Source organism: Arthrobacter sp. StoSoilA2 (assembly GCF_019977195.1).
In the GTDB taxonomy this organism is placed as follows: domain Bacteria; phylum Actinomycetota; class Actinomycetes; order Actinomycetales; family Micrococcaceae; genus Arthrobacter.
The window spans coordinates 2,875,142-2,901,510 of the sequence record NZ_AP024643.1; the positions used below are offsets into that span (position 1 = coordinate 2,875,142).

General features: G+C 60.2%; 26 protein-coding genes and 1 pseudogene. 6 read left to right on the forward strand and 21 right to left on the reverse strand.

The genetic code is table 11. The features are described from left to right. Positions 1–68 precede the first annotated feature (68 nt). A pseudogene (locus LDN82_RS22590) lies at positions 69–889 on the forward strand (aldehyde dehydrogenase family protein). An 803-nt stretch (positions 890–1,692) separates the two neighbouring features. Further along, the gene (locus tag LDN82_RS13000) at positions 1,693–2,586 is read left to right on the forward strand and encodes a DNA-processing protein DprA (RefSeq protein WP_224164506.1); all 894 of its coding nucleotides are present in this window, start codon (positions 1,693–1,695) and stop codon (positions 2,584–2,586) included. Between the two features lie 400 nt (positions 2,587–2,986). On the opposite strand, the gene LDN82_RS13005 is transcribed toward LDN82_RS13000, so the two are convergent. The 9 genes from LDN82_RS13005 to nrdH form a co-directional block, all read right to left on the reverse strand. Further along, a complete protein-coding gene (locus tag LDN82_RS13005) occupies positions 2,987–3,169 on the reverse strand; it encodes a hypothetical protein (RefSeq protein ID WP_224164507.1) in 183 nt (60 codons plus the stop codon). Between the two features lie 1,189 nt (positions 3,170–4,358). Next, entirely contained in the window at positions 4,359–4,820 is a 462-nt protein-coding gene (locus LDN82_RS13010; RefSeq protein ID WP_224164508.1) for a Pycsar system effector family protein, read from the reverse strand. 103 nt (positions 4,821–4,923) lie between these two features. Then, positions 4,924–5,544, reverse strand: a complete 621-nt coding sequence (locus LDN82_RS13015; protein ID WP_224164509.1) for a hypothetical protein — start codon at positions 5,542–5,544, stop codon at positions 4,924–4,926. Positions 5,545–5,553: 9 nt separating this feature from the next. Continuing rightward, the gene (locus LDN82_RS13020) at positions 5,554–6,291 is read right to left on the reverse strand and encodes an adenylate/guanylate cyclase domain-containing protein (protein ID WP_224164510.1); all 738 of its coding nucleotides are present in this window, start codon (positions 6,289–6,291) and stop codon (positions 5,554–5,556) included. A 240-nt stretch (positions 6,292–6,531) separates the two neighbouring features. Next, positions 6,532–7,506 (reverse strand): class 1b ribonucleoside-diphosphate reductase subunit beta, encoded by a 975-nt coding sequence (gene nrdF, locus LDN82_RS13025; protein ID WP_224164511.1) that lies wholly within the window; start codon positions 7,504–7,506, stop codon positions 6,532–6,534. After that, positions 7,499–8,296 carry an NUMOD3 domain-containing DNA-binding protein gene (locus tag LDN82_RS13030; RefSeq protein ID WP_224164512.1) on the reverse strand — a complete coding sequence of 266 codons (798 nt, stop codon included), beginning with the start codon at positions 8,294–8,296 and terminating at the stop codon, positions 7,499–7,501. The genes nrdF and LDN82_RS13030 overlap by 8 nt, the downstream gene beginning before the upstream one ends. A 15-nt stretch (positions 8,297–8,311) precedes the next feature. Further along, on the reverse strand, positions 8,312–10,432 hold the full coding sequence (nrdE, locus tag LDN82_RS13035) for a class 1b ribonucleoside-diphosphate reductase subunit alpha (RefSeq protein WP_224167537.1): 2,121 nt from the start codon (positions 10,430–10,432) through the stop codon (positions 8,312–8,314). 32 nt (positions 10,433–10,464) lie between these two features. Beyond that, entirely contained in the window at positions 10,465–10,935 is a 471-nt protein-coding gene (gene nrdI / locus LDN82_RS13040) for a class Ib ribonucleoside-diphosphate reductase assembly flavoprotein NrdI (RefSeq protein WP_224164513.1), read from the reverse strand. A gap of 62 nt (positions 10,936–10,997) precedes the next feature. Next, entirely contained in the window at positions 10,998–11,240 is a 243-nt protein-coding gene (gene nrdH, locus LDN82_RS13045; protein ID WP_011775022.1) for a glutaredoxin-like protein NrdH, read from the reverse strand. 493 nt (positions 11,241–11,733) lie between these two features. Here nrdH and LDN82_RS13050 point away from each other — a divergent pair, with 493 nt between their 5' ends. Next, a complete protein-coding gene (locus LDN82_RS13050) occupies positions 11,734–12,699 on the forward strand; it encodes a LysR family transcriptional regulator (RefSeq protein ID WP_224164514.1) in 966 nt (321 codons plus the stop codon). Between the two features lie 50 nt (positions 12,700–12,749). Next, a complete protein-coding gene (locus tag LDN82_RS13055; RefSeq protein ID WP_223933081.1) occupies positions 12,750–13,256 on the forward strand; it encodes a DUF2004 domain-containing protein in 507 nt (168 codons plus the stop codon). 51 nt (positions 13,257–13,307) lie between these two features. Here the strand turns inward: LDN82_RS13055 and LDN82_RS13060 are convergent, their stop codons facing one another. The 7 genes from LDN82_RS13060 to LDN82_RS13090 form a co-directional block, all read right to left on the reverse strand. Then, entirely contained in the window at positions 13,308–14,276 is a 969-nt protein-coding gene (locus tag LDN82_RS13060) for a methylenetetrahydrofolate reductase (protein WP_224164515.1), read from the reverse strand. Between the two features lie 356 nt (positions 14,277–14,632). Beyond that, positions 14,633–15,340: a hypothetical protein gene (locus tag LDN82_RS13065; protein WP_224164516.1), complete on the reverse strand. Its 708-nt coding sequence runs from the start codon at positions 15,338–15,340 to the stop codon at positions 14,633–14,635. Beyond that, positions 15,337–16,353, reverse strand: a complete 1,017-nt coding sequence (locus LDN82_RS13070) for a VWA domain-containing protein (RefSeq protein WP_224164517.1) — start codon at positions 16,351–16,353, stop codon at positions 15,337–15,339. Before LDN82_RS13070 ends, LDN82_RS13065 begins: the two co-directional genes overlap by 4 nt. Beyond that, on the reverse strand, positions 16,350–17,393 hold the full coding sequence (locus LDN82_RS13075) for a VWA domain-containing protein (RefSeq protein ID WP_224164518.1): 1,044 nt from the start codon (positions 17,391–17,393) through the stop codon (positions 16,350–16,352). Before LDN82_RS13075 ends, LDN82_RS13070 begins: the two co-directional genes overlap by 4 nt. Then, a complete protein-coding gene (locus LDN82_RS13080) occupies positions 17,384–17,854 on the reverse strand; it encodes a hypothetical protein (protein ID WP_224164519.1) in 471 nt (156 codons plus the stop codon). The genes LDN82_RS13075 and LDN82_RS13080 overlap by 10 nt, the downstream gene beginning before the upstream one ends. Continuing rightward, entirely contained in the window at positions 17,844–18,770 is a 927-nt protein-coding gene (locus tag LDN82_RS13085; protein ID WP_224164520.1) for a DUF58 domain-containing protein, read from the reverse strand. Before LDN82_RS13085 ends, LDN82_RS13080 begins: the two co-directional genes overlap by 11 nt. Before the next feature lie 10 nt (positions 18,771–18,780). Further along, entirely contained in the window at positions 18,781–19,806 is a 1,026-nt protein-coding gene (locus LDN82_RS13090; RefSeq protein WP_224164521.1) for an AAA family ATPase, read from the reverse strand. A gap of 106 nt (positions 19,807–19,912) precedes the next feature. Here LDN82_RS13090 and LDN82_RS13095 point away from each other — a divergent pair, with 106 nt between their 5' ends. After that, positions 19,913–20,116 (forward strand): hypothetical protein, encoded by a 204-nt coding sequence (locus tag LDN82_RS13095; protein WP_224164522.1) that lies wholly within the window; start codon positions 19,913–19,915, stop codon positions 20,114–20,116. Here LDN82_RS13095 and LDN82_RS13100 read toward each other — a convergent pair. The 5 genes from LDN82_RS13100 to LDN82_RS13120 form a co-directional block, all read right to left on the reverse strand. After that, complete coding sequence (locus tag LDN82_RS13100; protein WP_224167538.1) at positions 20,113–20,928, reverse strand: carbohydrate ABC transporter permease; 816 nt, start codon at positions 20,926–20,928, stop codon at positions 20,113–20,115. The two genes, LDN82_RS13095 and LDN82_RS13100, sit on opposite strands and share 4 nt — an antisense overlap. Continuing rightward, on the reverse strand, positions 20,928–21,797 hold the full coding sequence (locus LDN82_RS13105; RefSeq protein ID WP_224090647.1) for a sugar ABC transporter permease: 870 nt from the start codon (positions 21,795–21,797) through the stop codon (positions 20,928–20,930). The genes LDN82_RS13100 and LDN82_RS13105 overlap by 1 nt, the downstream gene beginning before the upstream one ends. A gap of 24 nt (positions 21,798–21,821) precedes the next feature. Continuing rightward, on the reverse strand, positions 21,822–23,177 hold the full coding sequence (locus tag LDN82_RS13110) for an extracellular solute-binding protein (protein ID WP_224164523.1): 1,356 nt from the start codon (positions 23,175–23,177) through the stop codon (positions 21,822–21,824). A gap of 32 nt (positions 23,178–23,209) precedes the next feature. Further along, positions 23,210–24,409 carry an ROK family transcriptional regulator gene (locus LDN82_RS13115; protein WP_224164524.1) on the reverse strand — a complete coding sequence of 400 codons (1,200 nt, stop codon included), beginning with the start codon at positions 24,407–24,409 and terminating at the stop codon, positions 23,210–23,212. A 207-nt stretch (positions 24,410–24,616) separates the two neighbouring features. Then, positions 24,617–25,750, reverse strand: a complete 1,134-nt coding sequence (locus tag LDN82_RS13120) for a methyltransferase (protein ID WP_224164525.1) — start codon at positions 25,748–25,750, stop codon at positions 24,617–24,619. Between the two features lie 208 nt (positions 25,751–25,958). Between LDN82_RS13120 and LDN82_RS13125 the strand changes: the two genes are divergently transcribed. Further along, positions 25,959–26,336: a cupin domain-containing protein gene (locus tag LDN82_RS13125; protein ID WP_224164526.1), complete on the forward strand. Its 378-nt coding sequence runs from the start codon at positions 25,959–25,961 to the stop codon at positions 26,334–26,336. Positions 26,337–26,369: the final 33 nt, after the last annotated feature.

The window sequence follows — 26,369 nt, forward strand, 5'->3', positions numbered from 1 at the left end:
CATCGTCTTTCGAGGACGTCGACTTGGACGAGGCCGTCACCGAGATCACCGCAGGGAAGATGCGCAACATGGGTGAAGCCTGCACCGCAGCCAACCGCGTCCTCGTGCATGAACGCATCGCCGAGGAACTCAGGGGCAAACTGGCCGAACGGTTTGCCTCCTTCCGGGTCGGCAACGGCCTTGAAGAAGGCACGGAGATCGGGCCCATGATTGATCAGACCAGCGTCGAACGCATCCAATCCCTCGTCAAGGACGCCGTCACACGCGGCGCAGAATTCCGCGTCGGCGGGACCATCCCCGAAGGCCCCGGATCGTTCTACCCGCCACCGTGCTGGCGAACCTGACCCGCGCTGCCCGACTGACCCAGGAAGAGATCTTCGGGCCGGTCGCCCCGATCATCAACTTCACCGACGAAGACGACGCCATCGCCCTCGCCAACGACACCGTCTACGGACTGGCCGGATACCTGATGACCAATGACCTCAGCCGGGGCCCGCCGCGTGGCACGCCGTTTGGAAGTCGGCATGGTCGGTATCAACTCCGGCAGGTCCTTCCCAGAGGAGGGCGAGCCTTCGTTGAGGGCCTCACAGTGGGCGGCTTGGGCGGCGCCTTCAGCGTCGACCACGAGCACAGGACCGAGGGGAGGGACTGGTGGCCCAATGAAGAACCCACTCGCGAGGAAGCCGAGGCCCTCATCGCCGGCGGCCACCTGGACATCCTGATTGCCCACGATGCCCCTACAGGTGTTCCACTCAAGTGTGACTTTCAGCTCCGCACAGAACTAGCTGAGATAGCGAACAAAACCCGGCGCCCTCTGAGAGAAGTAGTCGATGCGCTGACCGTGCTTCATCTATCCTGCGGCCACTGGCACCGACGGCGCATCTGCTAGTTGGAACATTCGAGCGGGACGATCACAAGAGTCGACGTGCTCAATATGGAGAACTCGCGCCACGGGAATGGCGTCCTTGTTTGGCCAGTCAAGTGCCTCTACGGATAAACCCCCTCCACATCAGGAACGGATAGCGCAGCGGGTCCTTATACTCACTGGCTTAGACAAGAAAGCGCGGACGGGTCGAACGGGTTAACGAACTGGCCTACTCCCTGCCGTTGGGCCAGGAACACCGCCCTCGCTGACGGTCGCAACTGGTGCCCGCCACTAGCAGTGAAGGCATAATAACGGCCGGACGAATAGTCGGCGAAGCAGGATGGCGCGCGTTCATGAGCGGGTCGCCCGCGCGGTGCCCCTGATCCGTCAAGATGTGTGAGAACGGCTTCCTGAATCTTCGCAACGTTCGGCAACCACTGTCTCCCAGCCGTGCCAGTCCTCATCGGCGCACACCAACTGCTTCTCCGTCGAATCCCTTCCCCTCGGCCCCCTCGTCGTAGGGTCGCCCGCCGGAATCAAGGCCCTTCAAAAATCGCAGCCTAGGCGTTCCAAGCCGCGCCTGAACAGGTAAGGCGGAAGTGGCGTGAGCTAGCCTCGGTATAATCAAACTCTTTGCTTCCGCATTTCAGAAACAACATGTGACACCCGTTGCTTGTAGAGGTCTCAGCGACTCACCTGACTTAGATCGCAACCGTCGAGCCACGGCAACTTCGGTTAGGTGCACTGCTAGCCTTAGGTAAACCAAGAATCTACGGTCGCCGTCCTGTCGAACGTCGGTCGAATAGCTGAGAGTGGAGGCAACTCAGATGGACCAGAATGACATCGAGCGAGCCTCTCTGGTGGCGCTGCAATACGGTAGCGACGTGATCAAGCCAGCCACGCTACGACTCATGTACGAGGAAACCCGTTCTTTCGCCGCAATTCTGGATGCTGAGGCGGAAGGCACGGGCAACGCTGACGAGATGCGACAGAAAGCCTTCGCCCAAGTTGCTGAGTGGGAATCCGACGGGACGCGACTCCTCACGTGCATGGATGTGGGCTACCCCGCTCAACTGCTGGACGTTTACGATTATCCACTCATGATCTTCACCAGAGGAACTCTGCCGCCTCCAAATCATCGGGACTTGGGCATTAGCATTGTGGGCTCGCGGGATGCGGAGCCTTGGGCGATAGAATCAGCAAAATTCATGGCTAGCAGGCTCGTCAGCCAAGGTGTGACGGTTGTCTCAGGATTGGCCGCTGGCGTGGACGCTGCTGCGCAGAGAACAGCCCTTGACTTGGGGGGCCGCACGGTCGGCATTATTGGAACGGGCATCCGGCGGCAATATCCGGCGGCGAATGCCTCTCTGCAGCTTGAGGTCGAACAACGCGGTCTGGTTGTATCGCAGTTCTGGCCCGATGAACCTCCCCGGCAAAGGAACTTTCCGATGCGCAACGGTGTGATGTCGGCATACGGTTTGGCAACGATCGTCGTTCAGGCCAGTGAAAAGTCCGGAACTCGGCATCAGGTGGCACAAGCCGTAAAGCACGGGCGGCCGGTCATTCTGAGCCAGGCAGTAGCTGAGATGACTTCCTGGGGTCGAAAGTACGGAGAGGATCCCCTAAATAGGGTGTCCGTGGCTGGCAATGAGGATGAGGCCCTAGGACTGGCGTTTCAGGCAATTCACCCGCCTATGCCTCAAGTCCTTCAGAAAGCCTGATGAGTTGGACGGTCTAACCGAAGTTGATCGCCTCATGCTGGCAGAAGTTGCACCAATAGCAGCCAATCCCAATAGGTTCCTCCTACCCGCCCAAGCAGAGCTGATCAGCATTTTCGCCAGTACTCCCGACATGTGCGCGACTTGCTTGGCGCCAGTAATCGGCTACACGTACTGCATGCAGTGCAATGCACATCGGGCTCGGTACGCTGGTGGAGGACTCTCTGACCGTGTCATTCCGCTGACCTATGCCTTAGAGGGCCAGCAAATGTCCCACGACATGTACCGTTACAAAGACGCTCATGCTGCTCCCAACCCGTCGCTAGCCCGTGTCGTATACCTGGTCTACTTGGCACGTCAGTTCCACTGGGATTGCATACAAGCGCTCAGCGCGCTTCCCATATCAGCCGCCGCCGTCGTTCCCTCCACTCAAGGCAGGGAAAGTCATCCCATATATGACCTGCTCAAGTTCCTCTGGGCAGGAGACCCAATTCACGTCCAATGCACGGCACCGCCCCAACCGCGCACCCAGCGACGACTTCACCCCGAGGACTTTGCTGTAAGTGGCGACGTCAGGGGCCGTCATATCCTACTCTTTGACGATACCTGGGTCACCGGGGCCAACGCCCAGTCCGTTGCCCATCAGTTAAAGGTGGCTGGCGCCACCGAGGTCACAACGATGGTGGTTGCCCGAATGCTGAAAGGTTCATTCGAGCCTACGTGGCGCTTCATTCAGGCCGGGGCCCTGCCTGCAGGCTACGACATAGACATTTGTCCGGCGACGCAGGCAGTCTGCCCTCCTAGATGAGTGACCCGGTAGGCGCAACTGTTGGCTCGAAAAGGGGAGCTTGCTTACTTGCATTCTTCGAAGGGTCGCCGCATTGACTAATCCTCGACCTACTATGCAGATGGGCGCTGTTTTGTCAGCCAGTCGTATCGACATTGTCGTCCACTGGTGAAACCGAGTGGTGGCAGATGGTCACCGCCCTCGGGCCACTCGATGTTCTCCTTTTCCGGGGATCACCTCGCTAATACTTCGACAGACAGCATTTGGCGACTACCCTCCCAGATGAAAATGCGACAACTGCAGGCAGCCAATTAGAATGGCGGTGACGGGCACGATTGGCGTTGGAAGTGGCAGTCGACGACAAACCCTCGCGGCAAATGGTTTGTCTCGCCCCTTGGAACTCCTCAACACAAGCAGTCTCTCCGGCGAGGAAAAGACCACGATCATTACAGAAGCCTGGGAGAGACCGCTTCAAGACAGCAGGACTATCAGGGATTCGCGGAAAAGAACGGGCTGCTGCGAGCGATTCACAGAGCGCATCAGCCGCGAGGAGCGCATAGTTGTTCGTGCCGCTCAACTGACAAGACAGCAAGACATAGAGAGCCCGGCGTGTGTGAATGGAATTGAACAGCGGCCCGTCTGACGCCTAAGCATCCTTCTTAAGGATCTAGAGCGGCGCTGGCAACGAGCCAAGCGTCCGGGAGTCCCGGCGTCTCCCTGTCCACGGACGAATTGCCGCGCGGACCATGACCCGAATCAGCAACAGAGGTCGACGACGGGGCCATCCCCGAGTTGATAGAGCTAGCGCGCGATGTTGCAGCCTCAGCACCACTTCGCTCCCCGAACTCAAACGAGCTGACCTTCTGAGACAGCCCATCCACTCATGAGTCTGCTGTGGCAGTGCAGAAGCGTATTGGAGACCGATCCATCCCTGTCATACCACTTCACGCGATCGGATCCAGCTCTGCACGGCATGCCATCGTTCACATTATGCGGTCAACCCCATACTCACAGCGACGCACGTCAGGGCGAAGACCGCCAGGAGAGCAAACCCCGTCACTGCCTTGGCACATGCATCGAACTTTCGCCCGGCGAGCTCAGACAACTCAAGCACTTGTTGCCAGGCATCCACGCGAACATCGACCCGATTCGCGTGCTCCGACACCTGCTCAGCGGTGGCCGTTTGAAGCGCCGGCCACGCAAATCGATTGAGCTGCGAGTATTTGGTAGAGGTTTGGGGTCTGACAGCCCTCACCAGCCAGAAAAGCGTCCACAAGAATGCCAAAAGTGCCCCAACAGCCAGAGTGCCTACGATCAAAGCCTGGAGACACCCTTGACCAACAGCGCTCGTCACCGTCTTAGCGTTGTTCATCAGCATCGTCAGAATGACGCCAAGTCCTGCGGTAAGGATCGTTGCTTTTGTGTCTGCGAACCGTACCCAGTTCGCCATCTGATCCATTGCCTGAAAGCCGCCGTCGGCCGGCTTCGCGTCCCACTTTTCGTCCGGCGCCCCAGGACCTACCTGCGTCGAGGGAGGGAAAGGTACAGGTTTCCTAGGCCACATCCGACTGAGCTCCCTCGGCCGGCCACCGTCGCGTCATCCGCCATTCCGTGTACGCCGCCAACCAGTGGGAAGCCCAAGCGGTCACTGTGGCGGCGGTGTGTTCCTCGGGCTTCCAGTCCCCGACATCCGCCACACACAAATTGCCGTTGTCATAAAGGTGAGGAGACTGTACCCATCGGCGGCCGACGGGTACGCCGAGGCGACCAACCCCAAGCACTGCGACACGCGGAAGCTGCTTGTCGTGGCGAAGGATCACAGCGACATTGAACTTACCCCGCCCTGTGTCAATAGCACCAACCCAACAAGGACCAAGGTCGTTCCCAGCTGGGACGTAGGTGAACTTTGGGAAGGACTTTTTCATTGCCTCGATATGACGGTTGATCTCCTCCTCGTCTGCCCACCATGCCGTCAAAGCATCCCCCTTAGCGTCAGATTCTTCATCGCCTCCGTGGAAGGTATGGCTGGCGACAGGAGTAACTGTGCCCAGCGTCGCATGATTATGTGCCCCGGGGCCGGTAGTCGTAACACCGTCGAAGACCACGCGTCCTTCAACGGTCACGTACCGGGGAACGTTGACGCCGTGGTGGCGCAGCAGCGCGGCAATGGTCATGTTTGCTCCTCAGAACAGGGCTATGCTTTCGGTGGGGTTGCCGTCGAGCTGCTGGACGGTTCCTGGTATGTGCCGAAGAGTGCTTCTCCATCGGTAGTCGTAAAACCTGTAAGTCCGGCGCTGATAGTCGCGCTGGTATGTCTTTGGGGAATCCTCGTGCTCGACGAACGCATCGGCGTGGGGCAGCAATTCAGCAAGGCCCTCGCCGGCAACGACTTCCCAAGAATTTGCCTTCTTTTCACACTTTGCTGCAAAGTTGGCTGCGAAGCCGAGGGGATTGATCTCACTGTGCTGCCCGCTGCCGCTCCGAACGAATGTGATCCGTCCGTAGTCGAGTCCTGCACGTGCCTGAACCCTAGCTATCCCGAGCCGTTCAAGGCGAGGGTTAACGACCGTCTCAACAGCGTCGAGTGCAAATGAACACGCGCTGAGCGCCATCACACCATCGACTTGAGGGTTGCCCGGTCCAAATCCTGCAAACAGCCCGTCGCCACGGAGTCCAAGTGGGAAACCGCCAAAGTTGACGACGGTCTCAACAAAGCCGGAAAGGACAGCATGTGCCAGGTCTACTACCTCGGTTTCGTCATCCCAAAAGCTTCGCCCGGTGAAGTCCGTCAAATCGATGAACGCCGCCACAATGGACGCGGTTCGACGCTCACCAACAGCCAGGCCCTCGAAGTCGGGATGTCCCAACACCTTCGGCTCGCGTGCGGCAGATGCCTGTAGCGCCTCCTTAAAGACACTCATGCCGCCCCGCCGAGCTTGGTAGTCCCCCAATACCGTTTCGCCGAAGTCACTAGTTGTGTAGTCGGGCATTAGCGTCATCTCCCAGTTACTGTCGCGGGTTGACTGTTCAAGAGCCTGTCGTCAGTCATAGAACCAAAAGGCCAACTAAGTTGGACTTTTGGCCAAGTGCTGTGAAACGTGGCCAACTAAGGTTGATTTTGGCCATGTAGCGTGGAACCTCACACCAAGAACTGAATCCGTTTAGAACTCCCAGTCCTCATCCTCAGTGTTGACAGCCTTGCCAATCACGTAGGAGGAGCCCGAGCCGGAGAAGAAGTCGTGGTTCTCGTCCGCATTCGGGGACAGCGCCGAAAGGATGGCCGGGTTCACGTCCGTAACGGAAGCCGGGAACATTGCCTCGTAGCCGAGGTTCATGAGGGCCTTGTTGGCGTTGTAGTGCAGGAACTTCTTGACGTCCTCGGCCAGGCCGACGCCGTCATAGAGGTCGTGCGTGTACTGGACTTCGTTTTCGTACAGCTCGAAGAGAAGCTCGAACGTGTAGTCCTTGATTTCCTGCTTGCGGGCTTCGGAAACCTTTTCCAGGCCCTTCTGGAACTTGTAGCCGATGTAGTAACCGTGCACGGCTTCGTCACGGATGATGAGGCGAATGAGGTCGGCCGTGTTCGTGAGCTTGGCACGCGAGGACCAGTACATGGGCAGGTAGAAGCCCGAGTAGAACAGGAAGCTCTCCAGCAGTGTGGAGGCCACCTTGCGCTTCAGGGGATCGTCGCCCTGGTAGTAGTCCATGACGATCTGCGCCTTCTTCTGAAGGTTCTCGTTTTCGACCGACCAGCGGAACGCGTCGTCAATCTCTTTGGTGGAGCACAGCGTGGAGAAGATGGACGAGTAGGACTTCGCGTGCACCGATTCCATGAAAGCGATGTTGGTGTACACGGCCTCTTCGTGCGGCGTCAGGGCATCCGGGATCAACGAAACTGCGCCCACGGTTCCCTGGATGGTGTCAAGCAGGGTGAGACCGGTGAAAACGCGCATGGTGAGCTGCTGCTCTTCCGGCGTCAGCGTGTGCCACGACTGGACGTCGTTGGACAGCGGCACCTTCTCCGGCAGCCAGAAGTTGTTGACCAGTCGGTTCCAGACTTCCACGTCCTTGTCGTCCTGGATCTTGTTCCAGTTGATTGCTTCGACGTGCGTCAGGAGCTTCACTTTCTCAGTCATTTGTCGTTTCACTTTCTCGCATGAGCTTCGCTTGCGCTGCATCGTCGATGCAATGCTGGCAGGTTGGGTTCACAACACCCTTGTTCGTGTGATGTCTGGTGTGCGCGTTTCGTCGGCTGGATGGCATCGGCCTGCCTTTCCTGACAGCAGACATTTTCGCACGAGTTTCGGCGCTGGCCTTCTTGCCAAAATTTGGATTGCCCTCGCCGGTGAAGGCCTCAGAAAGCGCCTTGCGTGACTCCAAAGGCATTGTGTGGCCAAATCCTGGATGGTCCGGCCCGAACTTGCCAAAGTTCGGATTGTCCGATCCGACAAACGTGCCCTTGCGCTCATCGGACCACTTTTCCCGCTGCTCCGATGAGTGTGAGTTGCCAAAGAAGGGATTCTCCTCACCGAATCGGCTCAGGCCCTTCCGCCCAGTAGATCGGAGCCGAGCAGCTTCCCGCATTTCATCTGTCCACACCACACCCGTCGGACCCAGCCCGCCCTCTGAGAGGTTCAGGAGACGATCCCCCTGACTCCTCAAATATGCGATCCAGTCCATCTCGGCTTGACCAAGTTGGTCCAATCCTTCAAGCCAATCAAGTTCGTCAGCAATGAGATCCGCAGGATCGTGCTTCCTCACCCAGTCATAGAACGGAGTCTTGCGTCCTTCGGCGGCGACTCTGAGATGTTGATGGAACCGACGGCTGGTGGTCTTGGTCGTAATGCCGACGTAGCGGTACTCAACCTCACGGCGCAGCCGGACGCCATAAACCAAGCCACCCGTCGCCGTCGTAATTCCATTCATCTCAAAGCACCACCGTCATAGGGCACATGAAACACAGCCCTCCACCTCAGTCCCTTCCAGGGCCATCTGGCGGAGACGGATGTAGTAGAGGGTCTTGATGCCCTTGCGCCATGCGTAGATCTGCGCCTTGTTGATATCACGCGTAGTGGCGGTGTCCTTGAAGAACAGCGTCAGGGACAGGCCCTGGTCCACGTGCTGGGTGGCCGCGGCGTAGGTGTCGATGATCTTTTCGTAGCCGATTTCGTAGGCATCCTGATAGTACTCCAGGTTGTCGTTGGTCAGGTACGGAGCCGGGTAGTAGACGCGGCCGATCTTGCCTTCCTTGCGGATTTCGATCTTTGCGGCCACCGGGTGGATCGAGGAGGTGGAGTTGTTGATGTAGCTGATGGAACCGGTGGGCGGCACGGCCTGGAGGTTCTGGTTGTAGATGCCGTGCTCCATGACGGAAGCCTTCAGCTCACGCCAGTCGTCCTGGGTGGGAATGTGGTGGCCTGCGAAGAGCTCGCGGACGCGCTCCGTTGCCGGAACCCATTCCTGCTCCGTGTACTTGTCGAAGAACTCGCCGGAAGCGTAGGTCGACTTCTCGAAGCCACCGAACTTCTGGCCGGTCTCGATGGCCAGCTTGTTGGACGCGCGGAGGGCGTGGAACAGCACCGTGTAGAAGTAGATGTTGGTGAAGTCCAGGCCCTCTTCGGAACCGTAGTGGACGTGCTCGCGGGCGAGGTAGCCGTGGAGGTTCATCTGGCCGAGGCCAATCGCGTGGCTCTGGGCATTACCCTGGGCAATCGACGGCACCGAGTTGATGTAGGACATGTCGGACACTGCGCTGAGGGCGCGGATGGACGTCTCGATCGAGAGACCGAAGTCCGGCGAATCCATGGTCTTGGCGATGTTCATGGAACCGAGGTTGCAGGAAATGTCCTTGCCCACGGTCTGGTAGCTCAGGTCTTCCGCGTAAATGGACGGCGAGGAAACCTGCAGGATCTCCGAGCACAGGTTGCTCATGGTGATCTTGCCGTCGATCGGGTTGGCCCGGTTCACGGTGTCCTCGAACATGATGTACGGGTAGCCGGACTCGAACTGGATCTCCGCGAGGGTTTGGAAGAACTCACGGGCACTGATCTTGGTCTTCTTGATCCGGGAATCGTCAACCATCTCGTAGTACTTCTCCGTGACGGAAATGTCGGAGAAGGGGACTCCGTAGACGCGCTCGACGTCGTACGGGGAGAAGAGGTACATGTCCTCGTTCTTCTTGGCGAGCTCGAACGTGATGTCCGGGATCACGACGCCAAGGGAGAGCGTCTTGATGCGGATCTTCTCGTCGGCGTTCTCGCGCTTGGTGTCCAGGAAGCGGTAGATGTCCGGGTGGTGTGCGTGCAGGTACACGGCACCTGCACCCTGGCGGGCACCAAGCTGGTTGGCGTAGGAGAAGCTGTCTTCGAGGAGCTTCATCACGGGGATGACGCCGGAGGACTGGTTTTCGATCTGCTTGATCGGGGCGCCGTGCTCACGGATGTTGGTGAGCGAAAGTGCCACACCGCCACCGCGCTTGGAGAGCTGCAGCGCGGAGTTGATGGCGCGGGCAATCGACTCCATGTTGTCTTCGATACGGAGCAGGAAGCAGGAGACAAGCTCGCCGCGCTGGGCCTTGCCTGCATTCAGGAAGGTGGGGGTTGCCGGCTGGAAACGGCCATCGATGATTTCGTCAACAAGGCGGCTGGCAAGTTCTTCGTTGCCGCGGGCAAGGTGCAGGGCAACCATGCAGACGCGGTCTTCGTAGCGCTCAAGGAAGCGCTTGCCGTCAAACGTCTTCAGTGTGTAGGACGTGTAGAACTTGAAGGCGCCAAGGAAGGTCTCGAAGCGGAACTTCTTTTTGTAGGCACGGTTGAAGAGTTCACGGATGAAGTTCATCGTGTACTGGTCCAGTGTTTCGCGCTCGTAGTACTGGTTCTTCACCAGGTAGTCGAGCTTCTCTTCCAGGTCGTGGAAGAACACGGTGTTGTTGTTCACGTGCTGCAGGAAGTACTGGTGCGCGGCTTCACGATCGGCTTCAAACTGGATCTCGCCGTTGGGGCCATACAGGTTCAGCATTGCGTTGAGCTCGTGATAGCCCAGGCCCTTATAGGCCTCCGGCAGTGGCTTCTTGGCCGTTTCCACAGCGCCCCCGGTTACTTCTGTTTCTGCGACAGTAGTGTCCAAAACTTTTCCAATCCTTGATTGACCCGATCGACGTCTTCCGGCGTCCCCATGAGTTCAAACCTGTAGAGATGCGGCACGTTGCACTTGGCGGCGATGATGTCTCCCGCTGCGCAATAGTTGTCCGCGAAGTTGGTGTTTCCTGCACCGATAACACCACGGATCAGTTCCCTGTTCCGTGGGTTGTTGAGAAACCTGATGACCTGCTTGGGCACTGAACCTTCGCCGTTTGTCCCGCCGTAAGTCGGCAGGACAAGGACAAAGGGTTCAAGTGCTTGAAGCGGGGCATCGTGCGCATAAAGCGGGATGCGCGCTGCATCCCTGCCCAATTTCCGGACAAAGCGCTTGGTGTTCTCAGATGTCGAGGAAAAGTAGATGAGGTGACTCCTCGTGGTCACAGTGTCCGTGTCACTGCGCACGGATGCCGTTGCCAGCGGTGCCATGGGAGTCACCTCGACTACATAGGAATTCTTGCTTGCTGTGGTGGCGAAGTCCGAAAGGAAACTTAGGCCACGGAGGAAACGGCCTGGGCCAGTTCCTCGATCTTGTCCGGGCGGAATCCAGACCAATGGTCCTGCTCGGTCACGACGACGGGAGCCTGCATGTAACCCAGCGCCTTGAGGCGTTCGAGCGCCTCGGCATCCTGGGAGATGTCGACACTCTGGTAGGCAATGCCCTTCTTGTCGAGTGCCCGGTAGGTTGCGTTGCACTGAACACAGGCCGGCTTCGTGTAAACCGTAACGGTCATGATCCCTGTCCCCTTAGTTGAAGTCTGTCGCTCTTCGTATCTGGCGGGCTCAACCGGAACTGAATACTGAATCCGATACCGGCCCGCAGGCTGCTGTGGCAGCCAACACGCTTATTTAGTCTTGTGCTGGTTTCCCGCTCAATCCGTAAACCGATACTACATGTAGTGCAAGCGCCTCGCCGGGACCCCAAGATGATGTATTACAAGTATGTCATTCAATCCACCGCTCGTCCACAGGGCAGGTGGCTCAAAATGTCCGTGATTCCGCCAAAGTGAGAGATGAAATCCACACCCTGTGGACTACTTAGCCACATTTAATCTCCAGCGTGTCGCCGGGTTCCGGCGTGTCGTGACACTTTGAAAATGTGGCGTGGCGAACACGGCTCGAACAGCCAGATTTGCTGATGGTCAAACGCAGAGTACGGTGTCCCTGATGCTTCAAGGGAGCCCACTCCCCTGTGTTGGCAGGAAGAAACGAGCAAAAGGACAGCTGATGGTCAACCTTCTCCATCTCCGGACCCTGTTGGAGGTCACCCGGCTGGGTTCCTTCGCGGCCGCAGCGGCGCAGCTTGGCTATACAGCCTCCGCCGTTTCCCAACAGATGGCCGCGCTGGAACGGGATACCGGCGTCGAACTGTTCCAGCGTTCGGCGAGGAGCGTGATTCCCACTGAGGCCGCCGTCACCATGACCCGGCACGCATCCAAGGTGCTCACGGACGTCGAAGCGCTCATGGCCGCCGCATCAAGGACCAGCGATGCACCGGCCCAGGAATTGCGGCTGGGCATCTTCCCCAGCCTTGCCACGTATGTGCTGCCGGACATCCTGCGGAATGAGCGGTGGAACGGGCTGGGGATAGAGCTGCGCGTATCAGTCGCTGAGCCGGCACAGACCATCCAGGGACTGCGCAGCGGCGGAGAATTGGACGTCGCCCTCGTGTACCAGGTGGGACAGTCAGGATTGGCCTGGCCACATTCCCTGGAGCGCCAATGGATCGGCGACGACGACTTCCGGGTGGTGCTGCCCGCTTCATGGAAAATCCGCGAGGATGCCGAGATTGAGGCCGCACACCTCTCGGACATGCCATGGATCGTCCATCACCCGGGCACCAGCGACGCCCTGGTGATCGAACGTTTGTTTGCCAGCTGCAACCTGCATCCCCGCGTCGTGGCTTACAGTGACGATTTCCATGCCAGCCTGGAGATGACCGCGGCCGGCCTGGGTGCTTCGCTGGTACCGGAACTGGCGCTGCGCAACCGGCCACCCGGCGTCGTGGTCCTTGACGTTCCGGACATCCGGCTGGCGCGAAACGTGTTCGCGCTGCTCATCAATGAAAAGCGAACAGCTCAAGTGCAACTGTTTACGCAGCTCCTGGCCGACACCCTCCGTGGCACCTCCGAAAAGAGCGGTTTGCATCCCCTGAAATCAGCGCCTGTCAAGGGTTCGCAGCGTCGGAGGTGAATTCTCCCCAATTGCTGGAACCGGCCCGATGTTGGGGTTAGATTGATCACATGGGCAAGGTAGCGAGCACACATTTTGGGGAGATCGAGCTCAATCACGGGCGTGAACATTGCTTCGTGACCAAACACGAGCTCGGCGGCAATCAGCTGGAGCTGGACCTGAACGTCACGGCGCATGACCATTTCGACGAGGCCGCCATGCACAAGGTGGACTACCGCTTGCGCTTCCTGCCGGAGCTGGTTGACCAGGTCCGGGAGATGATCGCCGATGAGCTGGACCAGGACGGCACCAATCCGCAGCAGTTCCTGCATTTCCATAGCTCCCAGCTCAAGGAAGAGCAGCTCGAATCGGTTTTCGGGGTCAGGGACAAGTCCCAGCTCACCAACGACGTCTTCCTCAAAGCCCTCAAACTGGGTCATGTGGCCATCTACCCTGGCCAGCCCGAGCGCTATTTTGTCCTGGACTTCACCCTCGGCTCGCACTTCACGGATGAGCTGCTGGTAGTGGCCGCCGATGAAGACGGCGTGGTGGATGACGAAATCCTTTGGGAGTCGTGAAGGCTGAAGCTTAAACGCCCGACGGCGGCCGGGAGAAGCGGCCAGCTGTTTTTAGCTTGCGTATTCCTGGCGGAGTGCCATGGTGCTTACGCGGCCAGCCGGCCGGGATGGCCGCGGCAGCGCCAGCTTGTCCAGCACGTCAAGGGCGTCCGCGTGCTCATTGAAGGTGTACAAGTGAATGCCCGGTGCACCGGCATCCAGTGCTGCATTGGTAAGATCCACGGTGGCAGCGACGCCGATTCGCCGACGCTCTGCTTCAGTGTCCAAGGCAGCTAGGCGCTCAATGAGTTCCACGGAAGGGTCGACGCCGGCCAGTTCGCCGAGGCGCTTCAGGCGCCGGATGCTGGTGAGCGGCATGACACCAGGGATGATCGGGATGGTGACCCCGGCCCGGCGTGCACGCGCAACCAGGTCCGAGTATTCGTTCGCGTGGAAGAAGACCTGCGTGATCGCGAAGTCTGCGCCGGAACGCTGCTTGGCCAGGAGAACTTCGACGTCGTGCCCCACACTTGGCGATTCAGGATGCCTGGTGGGGTACGCGGCCACTCCGACAGCGATCTTGCCGGCACAAAGAAGTGCTGAACGACGCTGCTCCACGCGGCGGATCAGTTCGATCAGATCCTGGGCATACCGGAGTGAGCCACTGGCAGGCTGGCTTCCGTCCTTGGGCAGATCCCCGCGGAGTGCGAGGATGCCACGGACGCCGCGGTCCAGTAGTTCACCAATGATCTCCGCCAATTCAAGCGGTGTGTTGCCCACACACGTCAGGTGGGCCAAGGGCCGGAGCGTGGTCTCGAGCAGGAGGCGGTTGATGAGGTCAACGGCAGTATCCCCGTTGGATCCACTGGCACCGTATGTCACCGAGACGTAGTCCGGCTCGGTGGCTTCGAGTTCACGGATAGTGGTCCACAGGCTTTCTGCGGCCGCCGGGGAGCGAGGGGGAAACAGCTCGTAGGAAAGTGCCACGGGCGCCGTTCCGGCGAGGTTGGGATGTGCGTCAATAAGGCTTGGCGGCGACATTTGCGTCCTTGGCTGTTCGTCATCGAACATCACCCAATGGATCCAAGGGAACCACCGATTGCATGGTCGATGAATTTAGTTTGGGATACACGAAGAAACTCCAGCAGGACGCAGCCGCGACCGGTACGCCAGGAATGAAGCTTTCCGTGTGCAAATGTCAGGCCCACATGGGGGCACCCACACCCTCCTCACCGCCCTTGCGGGGCGGATCCAACGGAGGATCGCTGACACGTTACCACGGTAACTTGTTTACGACTCTAGGTCGTGGGCGGCGAGCGGTTCAACTTTGCCACCGAATTAAGACGCAGTTTTACGATCCACGAAGAGGGATTTGTGAACTTTGTTCGCTGAATGGCTCACCAGGGCTTGTCTACGCCGGACTCATTCCCGGGGCCCCGCAGGTACTCCTCACGTTGCTGCCCTTCTGCCCGCTCCCGTTGGGCCTGTTGCGCGTTCTGTCCCAGCTTCTGCAGTTGCTCCTGCTGTTGGTCAGGCGGCGTGTCCTTGGCTGGCTTCCCCCCGGCCCTTCCGTCCGAGTCCGCAGCTATCTTGGCTTTGAGACGATCGGCCGCTGAGTCCAAAGCCCTCCCCTCTCCGGACGAATTTCCGGGTCCCTCCTGCGCACACTGGCTAGGTGAGGAATCGATGAGGTCCAGCGCTTCACGAAACAACGTGGCTGCCATCTGCTGATTGCCTGCCGACAGGGCAGCATCGCCCAGTTTCTCGACACTCAACACCAGATTGACCCGCACTTGGCATTCGTCCTCGCCGGCGCCGGCATCCAACGCCGCCTCGAAGTCCTTCCTTGCCGCCGTGAAGTCACCGGCCAAAACGTGGGCGTCGCCTGATGCGAAGAAGGCTTTGTGCGGCTCCACCAGGTTCGCCACATGCAGCCAGGACGCGGCTCTGGCCGCACGGTCCTGGTCGGCCGTTTCGAAGGCATGTGCGGCGTCCCCGCCCAAGGCACCCACGCTGAGGAGCTTCGCCGCCACGGCGAGCGTCAGCAGGGCCGGCGGAGCGGACCACAGCGCGAGGCGGCGTCTCCGGCGTCGAGCATTCTTCATGCCAGTGGCTCCTTGGCCCTCGACGGCAAGCTCCGCACTTCCCGCAGCGCGATGAGATGACGAACGGGTTCGTGAAGGGCCAGCAGGAATCCGGCGAGCGCCAGAAGCCAGTAAAGTTCCACGCGGCCGGGTTCATCGTCATTGGTGGGCGTGAGGGCGCCGGGCCGGGCTTTGGCAAGCATGTCGGACGTGGGTTGGTTCCCGGTACGGTGGACATATGGGACATTGAGTTGGCTTGCGATGTTTTTCAGTTGCCCTTCGTCGATCCTGGACACCGCGTCCTGGCCTGAGCCCTTGTCCTGCAGGTACCCGGCTTCAGTGTCCGAGGCGTCCTTCATCCGGCCACCATGCCCCGTGCCGTAACCCAGCACGGCTCCCCCACCGACGCTGCCCGCATCCACCGGCAGCGGCACTGGTGCCTCGGCCGCCGTGTTCTCGCCGTCCCCGGCGTAGAAGACCAATGCCGGACGTCCTGGGTGCTGCTCCCGGGCGGCCGCGAGCCTTTCCTTGAGCAACGCTCCCGCGCCCGTAATGCTGCTGCCGTTGGCGTACCGCGGGTTTTGCGGCTGCAGTATTGTCATGGCGGTTTGCAGCGCGGTGGCGTCCTGGCTCAACGGCATGCGGACGGTCGCCTTGTTGTCGAAAGTGATGAGGGAAAACCTGGCTCCCGCTAGTTCCCTGGCTATCGCCATCACGTCGCCAGTCGCCCCTGACAAGCGGGTTCCAGCGCCGTTGTAGTCCTCTGCTGCCATGCTGGTACTGGTATCGACAACGAAGAAGACGTCCACGTCCGCGACGGCGGTCCTCACTTCGCTGCCGGGCCAACCCGGTCGCAGTGCGGCAAGGACCAGAAGCACGACGGCGGCGCCCCGGACGGCGGCCGGCCGCACCGACCCTTTTGGTCCAGTGCTGCCGCGTCCCGGCCCGCGAATGATGGCCCACAGGGTGAGGGCGACGACGGCGACCCCCATGGCAGCGAGGAGCGCCCACGGAACGATTGGCAGAAGGGTCACTGGTCCAGCCTCCATCCCAGGATCACCATTCCGGCACCTGCCAGCAGCGCGACCCCAAGCGGCAGCGCCGGGCTATCGCTCACGGCAACCAGGGGCGCGGCCCGGTAGCTGCTGGCTTCGGTCTCCTGCACTTTCTGCACTATCCCGGGCACCGCGTCGGGACTGTCCAGGGCGAAGTAGCTGCCCCCGGTTCCTTCGGCAACCGCCTTGAGTTGGCCGCCTGGCTGATCTGCTTGATCTCCGTAGTCAAAGTCGCCGGGGTAGTCAAAGTCCGAGGGGTTCAGGGCATAAACCTTGACGTTCTTGCTCCGGGCCAGCTCCCCGGCCTGCTGCAGGGTGAAGATGGGGTCCCCGGAGAGGAAGTTGTCGGTGGCCAGCACAACAGACCGCGAGCGCTTGGCGTTGCCGGACGTGGATGCCGACCCTGACCCTGCCCCCGGATCTGGCCCCGACCCTGGTTCAATGTCCGGGAAGCTTTGCACGCAGGATGCCAGGCCATCGCCGATCAGGGAGGATCCTCCGCCGTTCCATGTCCCGTCGAAGAAGGATCCTGCCCCGCTGTCCAGAGCCTTCCGGGCTGCGGTGAGCTGTTCGGCGGCGTAGTCGTAGTCGTCTGTCAGCGGGAACGGTTGGACGCTGCTGCTATCGAAGATGACCATGCCGATGCGCTCGCCATCGAATTCCCGGGCGAGTTCCTGGAACACTTTGGCGATGGCAGCGTCCGTACTGGTCATGGATCCTGAAACATCCAGACAGAGGACGATGTCCCGGTTCCGGATGTCGGGCTGCTCCGTGGTGCGCTGGGCAGGTCTTGCCGCGGCTGTGGCTGTGGCCGCCAGAAACAACGCACCCAAGGCCATGGCGAGGACCAACGTGGCCTTGTACCGCCGCAGCGCTCTTTGGTACTCGGGAAGGTCTGTGAGGCGCTCGCCGTGTGCCACTGGCCTGCCCATTTGTCGCCGACGCCGGATCAACAGCCGGGCGGCTATCAGCAGTGCCAGGGCAGCGAGGGGAAGAATCCACCAGAAGGTCAGTTCCACGCCTGTACCACCTGGCGTGCGGTCCTGGCGGAGTCCCGAACGGATTGCAAGGCCACTGGCGCGAATTCGTTGGGATAGATCAGGGCGATACCCACGGCGACCTGATCCAGTCCGTTGCGGCGTAATTCTTCCAGTGTCATGGAAGTGGCCGGAAGGCCTGTGGCCGCACCCGCGAATTCGCGCACGAGGAGGCTGAGCCGCTGGTGGGCGTCCCGCCCGGGGAGGCGGCCGGCGTCGGCTTCTCTTTCGAGGGTATCTATTGCTGAGAGGCAGGTGGCCCGCAGCGTTTCCAGATCGTGAGGCGTCCTGTTCCCGCCTACAGGTGTTTTTGGTGTTGCCTTGTGGTCGGGCCACAGGATCCATCCGTACCAGCACGCCACGAGCAGCAGGAGTACCAAGCCCAGCCATAGCCACAGCTGCTGATATTGAAGGGGTGCATAGAAGCCGGCGTTATCCTGCACGGTTGCTGCCCTTGGCGGACTTCGCACCCGAGCGGTGCTTCTCCAGGAGCGCGAACACCGCCGGGAGGACATCGACGGTGGCGCCAACCGGCTGCTCAGCAATGCCGAGCCTGCGGAAGAATACGCTGCGCTCCTCCCTTCGTTTCCGCATTGCGCTGGCATAGGCGGCGCGAACAACGCTGTTCCCCGCCACCGCCGCAGGGATCCGCAGGCCGTTCCCGACGTCGCTGCTGGCCTCTTGCATAGACGCCGGTTGCCCCGGTTCCGCGGCCATGCGGGCGTCGAGGATAGTGAGCCAGAGGACTTCGTGCCGGGCCCTCAGGCGCCGGAGCAGTATTTCGGTGCGGGCGTCGGGCATAAACTCATCAGCGAGAACGGCAATGAGCAGGCGGCCCTTCAAGAACCTCAGCGCGTAGTCGAGTTGCTCTGTGATAGCGCTCGCCTGCCCATCCAGGGAGATGCCGGAATCCACTTCCCGGAGCAACCGCTCCAGGTGCTCTTCACCGTTTTGGGGCGGGAGGTAGCGGGAAGTGGCGGCCGAGCCGTGCAGGAGTCCGACGTCGTCCCCATGCCTGCAGGCGAGATAGCCCAGTACTCCGGCAGCGTCAACGGCAATGTCTTTTTTGGATTCACCCGAGGCTGCGTGGGCTGCCATGTTCCGTCCCGTGTCCACGAGCAACAGCACCGAATGACGGCGGACGGCCACATAGCGTTTCACCAGGGGTGATCCGTGGCGGGCAGTGGCTTTCCAATCGATGTCCCTGACTTCGTCGCCGGGTACGTATGAGCGCAATTCGTCGAAGTCCAGGCTGCGGCCCTTGAAGACAGAACCGTATTCGCCATCCAACATGGTGAGGGTCCTGCGATGGGCGAAGATGAACATCTTCGACTTCACGCGTCGGAGGAGGCTGGGCATTCGGTGTCCGTTACGGCGTCTGCACTGACATGAGCACTGCGTCAATGATGGTTTCCACCGGGGTCCCTTCAACCACGGCGTCGAACCCGAGCACTATTCTGTGGCGCAGGATCCTGTGGGCCAGTTTCTTGACGTCCTCGGGAATGACGTGGTCGCGCCCGCTAAGGAGTGCCAATGCCCTCGCCGCCTGACTGAACGCAATGCTTGCCCGCGGACTTGCACCGAACTCGATGAGGTTTGCCAATCGGGGCTCCAGGTACTGGGAGGCATGACGGGTCACATAGGCCAGGCCAACGATGTACTGGATGATGGCAGGATCAACGTAAACCCTCCTGACGAGTTCCTGCACCTGGACAATGGCGTCAAGGGAAGCGGCTGCGGGTGGCTTCTGCGCTGTGCTGAACACCCCGGCATCCATGCGCCTGATGACTTCGGCTTCCTCCGCCGGGCTCGGATAGTCCAGGACGTCCTTGAGCATGAAGCGATCCATCTGTGCTTCCGGAAGGCGGTAGGTTCCCTCCTGCTCAATCGGGTTTTGAGTTGCCAGCACGAGGAAAGGCTCGGGCAGAGCATAGGACTCGCCACCGATGGACGTTTGCCGTTCCTGCATCGCCTCCAGCATGGCGCTCTGCGTTTTGGCGCTGGAACGGTTGATCTCGTCAAGCAGCACAATGTTCGCGTGAACGGGTCCCAGTTGGGTGACGAACGTGCCTTTGGCCGCATCAAATATCTGGGTGCCGGCGATGTCACTGGGCAACAGGTCCGGAGTGCATTGGATCCGGCGAAAATCCGCACTCACGGAGTCCGCAAGAGCTTGCGCCGCTGTGGTCTTGGCCAGGCCCGGAACGCTCTCCAAAAGGACATGTCCGCCGGTCAGGAGGCCGATCAGCAGCGTTTCCTGCAGCCTCGACTGGCCCACCACCTTGGTCTCAAAGCTGCGGATAATGCTGCCGACGAGCTGCTGTGCGCGGGCCAAATCTTGTGCATCGATCCCGTCCGGTGCATCGGTTCCGGTCGCGGCTGTGTTCTGAAGCACCTGTGGTCCCCTCGCTGGCGTGAATCCACTCTATCCAAGCCTTCCCTGAACAAGCCCGCAATGGGGAGCCCTCCCCATGTGGACTTCTGGGGTCTATTCTTTTGCCATGCATCAGCTACCAGCCCGCTATGAGCAGTATCTCAACGGCCAAACCCAGCGTGTCATCGACGCCGTTCGTCCAGTTCTGCTGCAGTCCGCGGCAGACCAGAGGCACGGGGTCCGGATCACCTACAACACAGGGCCCACCGGACACCAGGCTCATCTGGACGAGTCGATACCCTACGGTGAAATAGTCGAAGACATCGACTAGCCCTTCACGGAGCCGGACAACGCGAAAGAGCTGCCCACGCTCCGGGATACCAGCACGTACAGCAACAGCACCGGCACTGAGTACAGGATGGAAAATGCCGCGAGCTGTCCATAAGCTATGGCACCGTGCTGGCCAAAGAAGCTGAAGATGGACACCGCGGCTGGTTGCTTTGCCGTGGAAAGCAACAGGATGAACGGGACGAAGAAGTTTCCCCATGCCTGTATGAAGACGAAGATGAACACCACGCCCAAGCCATGCCTCATGAGAGGCAGCACCACCGCGCGCAAGGCCGTCATACTTGAGGCGCCGTCCATCCACGCCGCCTCCTCCAGTTCCAAGGGAACGGAGTCCATGAAGTTCTTCATCATCCAGATGGCCATCGGCAGGGTGGTTGTAGCCATGAAGAATATGGTTGCCACCATGGAATCGAGCAACTGGAGCTGGACGAACAAACCATAGACGGGCACCATGATGGCCGTCACGGGCAAGGACGTCCCGAACAGCACCGAGTACATGAACGGCTTGTTGAACCTGGACTGGTAGCGGGACAACGGATATGCGGCAAGGACGGCTGCCACCAGGTTGACCGCTGCTGTTCCCGCTGAAAGAAGGAAACTGTTGGCCAGGGGCTGGTACAACAGTTCCGGTGTGAGCACCGCGCCAAAATTCTCCATCGACGGCGCTGACGGCAGCGCGGTCTGATAGCCGGCCTGAGGATCAACGGCGGCCAGCAGCAACCACAACAATGGCGCCATAAAGCAGAAACCGATCACGGCCAAAGCGATATCTGCCGCAAACCGCGGCCTGGACATCACGGCTTCTGCTCCCTGAGCAGCCGGACGTAGACAGCGCCGAAGACCACTCCCAAAACAATCAAAACCGAAGCAACGGCCGTGCCATAGCCAATATCCCCGAATTTGAAGGCCTCTTGGTAGGCCAACACCGGCAGGGTAGTACTGGCATTGGCCGGGCCGCCGGCCGTCATCACCCAAATAAGAGTGAACACGGCCAACGTCTGCAGGGTAATCAGCATCAGGTTCGTGGCGATGCTGCTCCTGATCAGTGGCAACGTAATGAATGCCAGACGCTGCCAGCCTTGCGCACCGTCCATCAAGGCAGCTTCCGAGACGTCCTGTGGCACGTCCGCGAGGGCGGCCCTGTACACCAGCATGGAGAAGGCCGTTCCCCGCCACGTGTTCGCAAGGATAATCGCGACCAGCGGGAACGTGTACAGCCAGTCCGGCCCCTGCCCGCCAAAGAAGGCAAGCATCTGATTCAGTGTGCCGTCACGGTTGAAGTAGGCATAGGCCGCGAAGGCAGCCACGATCTCGGGGAGTACCCAGGCCGCTACCACCACTGTTCCCACCCACGAGGAAACTGCCCTGCGTGAGCGCGTCATGAGCAGCGCGATGAGCAGGCCGAGCACATTCTGGCCGAGCACGGCCGAGGCTGCGACGAAAACAACAGTCAGCCATGCCGCCAGTGGAAACGAGTCATCGCTGAACATCCGCACGTAGTTCTCAAGCCCCACCCACTGTGGATCCCGGGCCGCCCGGCCTGAAAGAGCGGCATTGGTGAACGACGCGTAGAAGGACCAAACCACCGGGGCAAGCAGGAACAGCAGGAGCAGGAGAACGGACGGAACAACCGGCAGCAGCCGCAGGTAGCGGCGAATCGTCATTTCCCTGCTGTCATTTCTTTGATGTCATCTCTCCAGGACCTTGTCATCACCAACAAGCTTTCGCACGGTGGCGTCATACTCTGCTGCGGCATCTTCGGGGCTTTGCTTTCCAGTGATGACAGACTCGGTGGCGACCTGGACCGCCGTCGAGATCCTCGGGTAATCTGCGGTTGCCGGGCGGTAATGCGTCACCTTCACCAACTCCGAGACATCCTTTACGAACGGATTCGCCGAAAGGTAGCTCGATTCCGATGCAACATCCGTGCGCACCGCTATCTGGGAGTTGTTAACGTCAAAGGCCAAGGCATTCTTCTTGTTCAGCGCGGTTGCGAGGAACTTGAACGCAAGCTCAGCGTTCTTGCTCTTGGCACCAACTGCAAGGGTCCACCCACCGGACATGCTGACGCCGCCCGGTTCCTGTCCGTTCCTCGTGGGGAACATGGCCACACCCATGTCCTGCTCATAGCCTGCCCACTCATAGGCCCCGCCCTTTTGCCAGAACGACGGCGTATACGAACCTTCCACGGTTGCAGCGAGTTTGCCCTGCGGGAACCACTCGCCAAAGACCTTCTTCCAGACATTGGCGTCGAGGGCTTCGGCCGGGCTCACTGCAAGTTTTTCGTCGTAGAGGGTCTTCAGGAAGGCCAGCGAGTCAGTAAAACCCTGGGAGCCCACCACCCATTTCTTTTCCTTTTCGTCGTACAGGGTGCTGTCTGTCCCGTAGAGGAGTTCGTAGAAGCTCTGCATGACAGTGCCCTCGCCGGTACCCTTGCCGGCGTACATGTTGAAGGGAATCACGGTTGGATCTGAGGCTTTGATGGCACGTGCCGTGGACAGGATGTCTTCCCACGTTTTGGGCTGCCAGGGAACTTGAATTCCGGCCTTCTGCAGCACTGCCTTGTTGTACCAGATGGCACGAGTGTCAGTGCCCAGGGGCACAGCGTAGATACTTCCGTCATCGGCCCGACCCGCTTCTTTGGCCGCTTCGTTGAACTTGGACCAGTCGTCCCACTTTTCAAGATAGCTGTCCAGCTTGAGGAGGTAACCGGCGTCGACGTCGGAACGCACCTTGAACGTGTCCTCATAGAAGACATCCGGCGCGGTGTCCGGGGAGCGCTGGGCGAGGGCGAGCTTGGTGCCGTAGTCGTCGTCGTTGGCTTGGATCGGTTCGAGATTGACCGTCACCGAAGAGTTGGCTGCCTCGAATTCCTTTTTGGCGTCCTGCATCACAGCATCCAGTGCCGTAAAGGAGTCAGATTTCTGGTAGACGATCTTCAAGGTCTTGTTCTCGGCTGTCGGCGGCGTCGAGGAACAAGCTGTTGCAGCGAGAAGAGCGGCTACGACGGGAAGGACGGTGGCAAACCTCATGGGGCGGCGCATTTTGCTCCAATCGAGTCAACGTGGCTGAGTAGTTAGCCCTCCAGCAGTAGCCGTTGGGCGCGTGGTGCCAGTGTGTGCTCCAGGACGAGGCACGCCGCACCAATAGCGCCGACATCCTCGCCTACCCCGGAACCCACAACTTCTATGCCGTGGATCATGCGGGCCGCACTGTTTTCAGCGATGAGGGCCGGGACACGCTCCAGGAAGTACTTCGACATCCGCCCCCAGAAAGGACCGCCGAACACAACGCGTTCCACGTCAAGGGTGTTGGTCACCACCGAGACAGCACGGGCCACGAGGGTGGCTGACTTATCAAGGATGGCAATGGCTTTTTCATCGCCGGCGTCGGCTTTGTCGCACAACAAGGCGTAACGTTCCTGCACCTGCGGTCCATCTGCATCCTCGCCATGGCTGTCAAGCACACCGGCCGCCTCCGCCTCGGCCACCAGGACCTGCGGGATACACGAGGATTTCACACAACCACGGAGCCCGCAGTCACACTGGGGCCCCATCGGATCAACGATGATATGGCCGATCTCGCCCGCGTTACCGGACGTTCCACGGACCACTTCATCGTTCAGGACTATGCCGCAACCAATACCGGTGCCCATATACATGAAGACGAAACTGCCGGCACCGCTGGCACCGCCGGCCCAGGTTTCGGCCACTGCGGCGCTCGTTACGTCCTTGTCCACCAGCGTCTCCAGGCCGGTGGCCTCCGTGAGGGCCTCCCGGATGCGCACGCGGTTCCATCGAGTCAACAGCGGCGGCTCCACAACGGAACCTTCGTCGAGGTCGATCGGGCCCGGGACGGCAACGCCGAGCCCGGCAATCTTGGATGCATCCACGCCCGATTCCTCAATGAGGACCTTGATCTGCTGGGCGATGCTCGCGATCACTGCCGCCGGGTCACCACCGGGAGTGGCCATCCGCGAATGCCTGACAACATCGCCCAGGAGGTCCAGGACAACGAACGTGATGACTGCAGGGTCAAGGTGGACGCCCACCGCATACATTCCCGATGGGTTCAGCCGCAGGATGGTCCGTGGCTTGCCTGGGCCTGTCCCCTCCTTGCCTGCTTCCACAATCAGGTGCTGGTCAAGCAGGCGACGGGAAATATTGGAAATGGTCTGGGGGGACAGGCCAACAATCTGTGCCAGTTCAACACGGCTGAGCCCGCCCGGGGACCTCCGGATCGCCTCGAGAATGACCGTCAGATTGAAGTCACCCATGCGGGGTAGATTCGTTCCGCGCCTCGGTGTGGGCTGCCGGATCTCAGTCACTGATTCCCCTAAGTCATTTTTGAAAAAACATCATGGTACTTCGTCTTTGTCTGAATCGTACGATACCCACGCTCACAGGGATATGCGCACACGCAGGCACCGGAGTCAGGGCTTGGTAACGATGACACTAAATTCTATGTGAGAGCGACGGTCCGCTCATCCACGACGACTCCGCGTCACCGTGAACTTCGGGTTCCGGCCTTCCTCCACAGTGGGACCTATGAGGCGCTCAAGGGCAGGCCGGTATTGCAGATGGCTGTTGTACACAGTCCACAGCTCACCGCCGGGCGCGAGAACGCGCGCGGCCGCTTGGAACATCTTCAGGGCAGCGCCGGCATGCACGCTGGCTCCCAGGTGGAACGGTGGATTCAGCAGGACAAGATCCGCACTGCCTGGATCAAACGTGGACATGGCGTCGTCGTGGATCACGGAAACCCGGTCACCCAGCCCATTGGCTGCTGCCGTGGCCATTGCTGATGCCACAGCCGCCGCCGATTGATCAGTGGCCACGACGCCCGCAGTGGGCTGGTGCCGTGCAAACATCGTGGCAAGAATGCCTGTCCCACACCCCAGATCCACCATGCGTCGAACTTCCGGCATACGGTCCAAGAAGGTCAGGAGGTAGCGGGTTCCGATGTCAAGGCGCGCACCTGAAAAAGCAGCACCATGAGCGCAGACCGTGATCCCCAGTTCCGGTAGCTGTTCCACCACCGGGTAGGGAGGGTCGGTGGAAACCGGTTTGGGATTGCTTGCCACCAGCACCCTGGATTTCCGGCGCGCAAGCTGCGGTTGTACGGAGGAGAAATAGCGCTCAAGCACCCCGTTCATACCCAGGGACATGTGCTTGACGCGGCCTCCTGCGAGCAATACGGCATCCGGCGCCGCATAGCGGGCAACGGCGTCGGCGTTTTCCTCCAGCTCCGCCAGAGATTTCGGCAACTGCATCAACACCAGGTTCGCGCCCGCCAAGAGCTCCTTGCCCAATTCATGGGCGCTGAACAGACCCTGCAGGCCGGCTGCTTCCGCGTTGTGCTGGAGCGCCAGCCTTCCGGTGTAGAGGTCCTGGTTGACGCGGACATGCCCGACGCCGTTTCCCACCAAAGCGCCCAGTGTCAGGGCACCGTACCGGTCGCCAATGACAGCCATCCTTGTTTCCGGCCGGAGATAATCCACGGCGGTTTCAAGGAGGAGGCGATCCGTGGCGTCGTATGCCTGGAGGTTGTCCGCCTCGACATCGGGGAACCTGCGCAGCCCGCCGAACAACGGCTCCAGTTCCAGTTCGGCCACCATCGCGTTCCCACTTTCCTAAAATTCGTTCGCTTTAGTGTCTCGACTTCATGGTGCGTTCGGAGGAATGTGGATGATGCAGCATGCCAAGCACCTGTTGTCGCGACGGATTGCGAACCCAAACCCGTCCGACGGCAGGCACCGGTCCCGCCCAACCGACGAGCCAGGCCCCGGGACCACACTTAACCGGCTCCCTTCCTGAGAGCGAACCATGAGTGTCAATGTTGTCACGCAACTCCAAGTGAAATCACACAACTCCCCCGACGAAACGCGCACCCCGGACAAGACGAAGGTGGAAGTCGTCACCGTCGGAGAATACACAATCGGCCGGACCACCTTTGAACCTGGCTGGACTTGGGACGACTGCATCAAACCCGTAGTCGGAACCGACTCCTGCCAATTGAGCCATGTAGGTTTCTGCGTCTCCGGCTCCCTCGAGGTGGAAACCAACGATGGCGCCCAGGTTAGTATTTCCGGCGGTGACTCCTATTCGATCCCACCGGGACACCATGCCCGGGTGGTGGGCGATCAGCCCTTCCAAGGCATCGAATTCCTCAGTGCAGCCGAGTTCGGCGTCCGCCAGGAATAGGAATCCGTCCGCCAACCAGAAAGCAAAAGACCC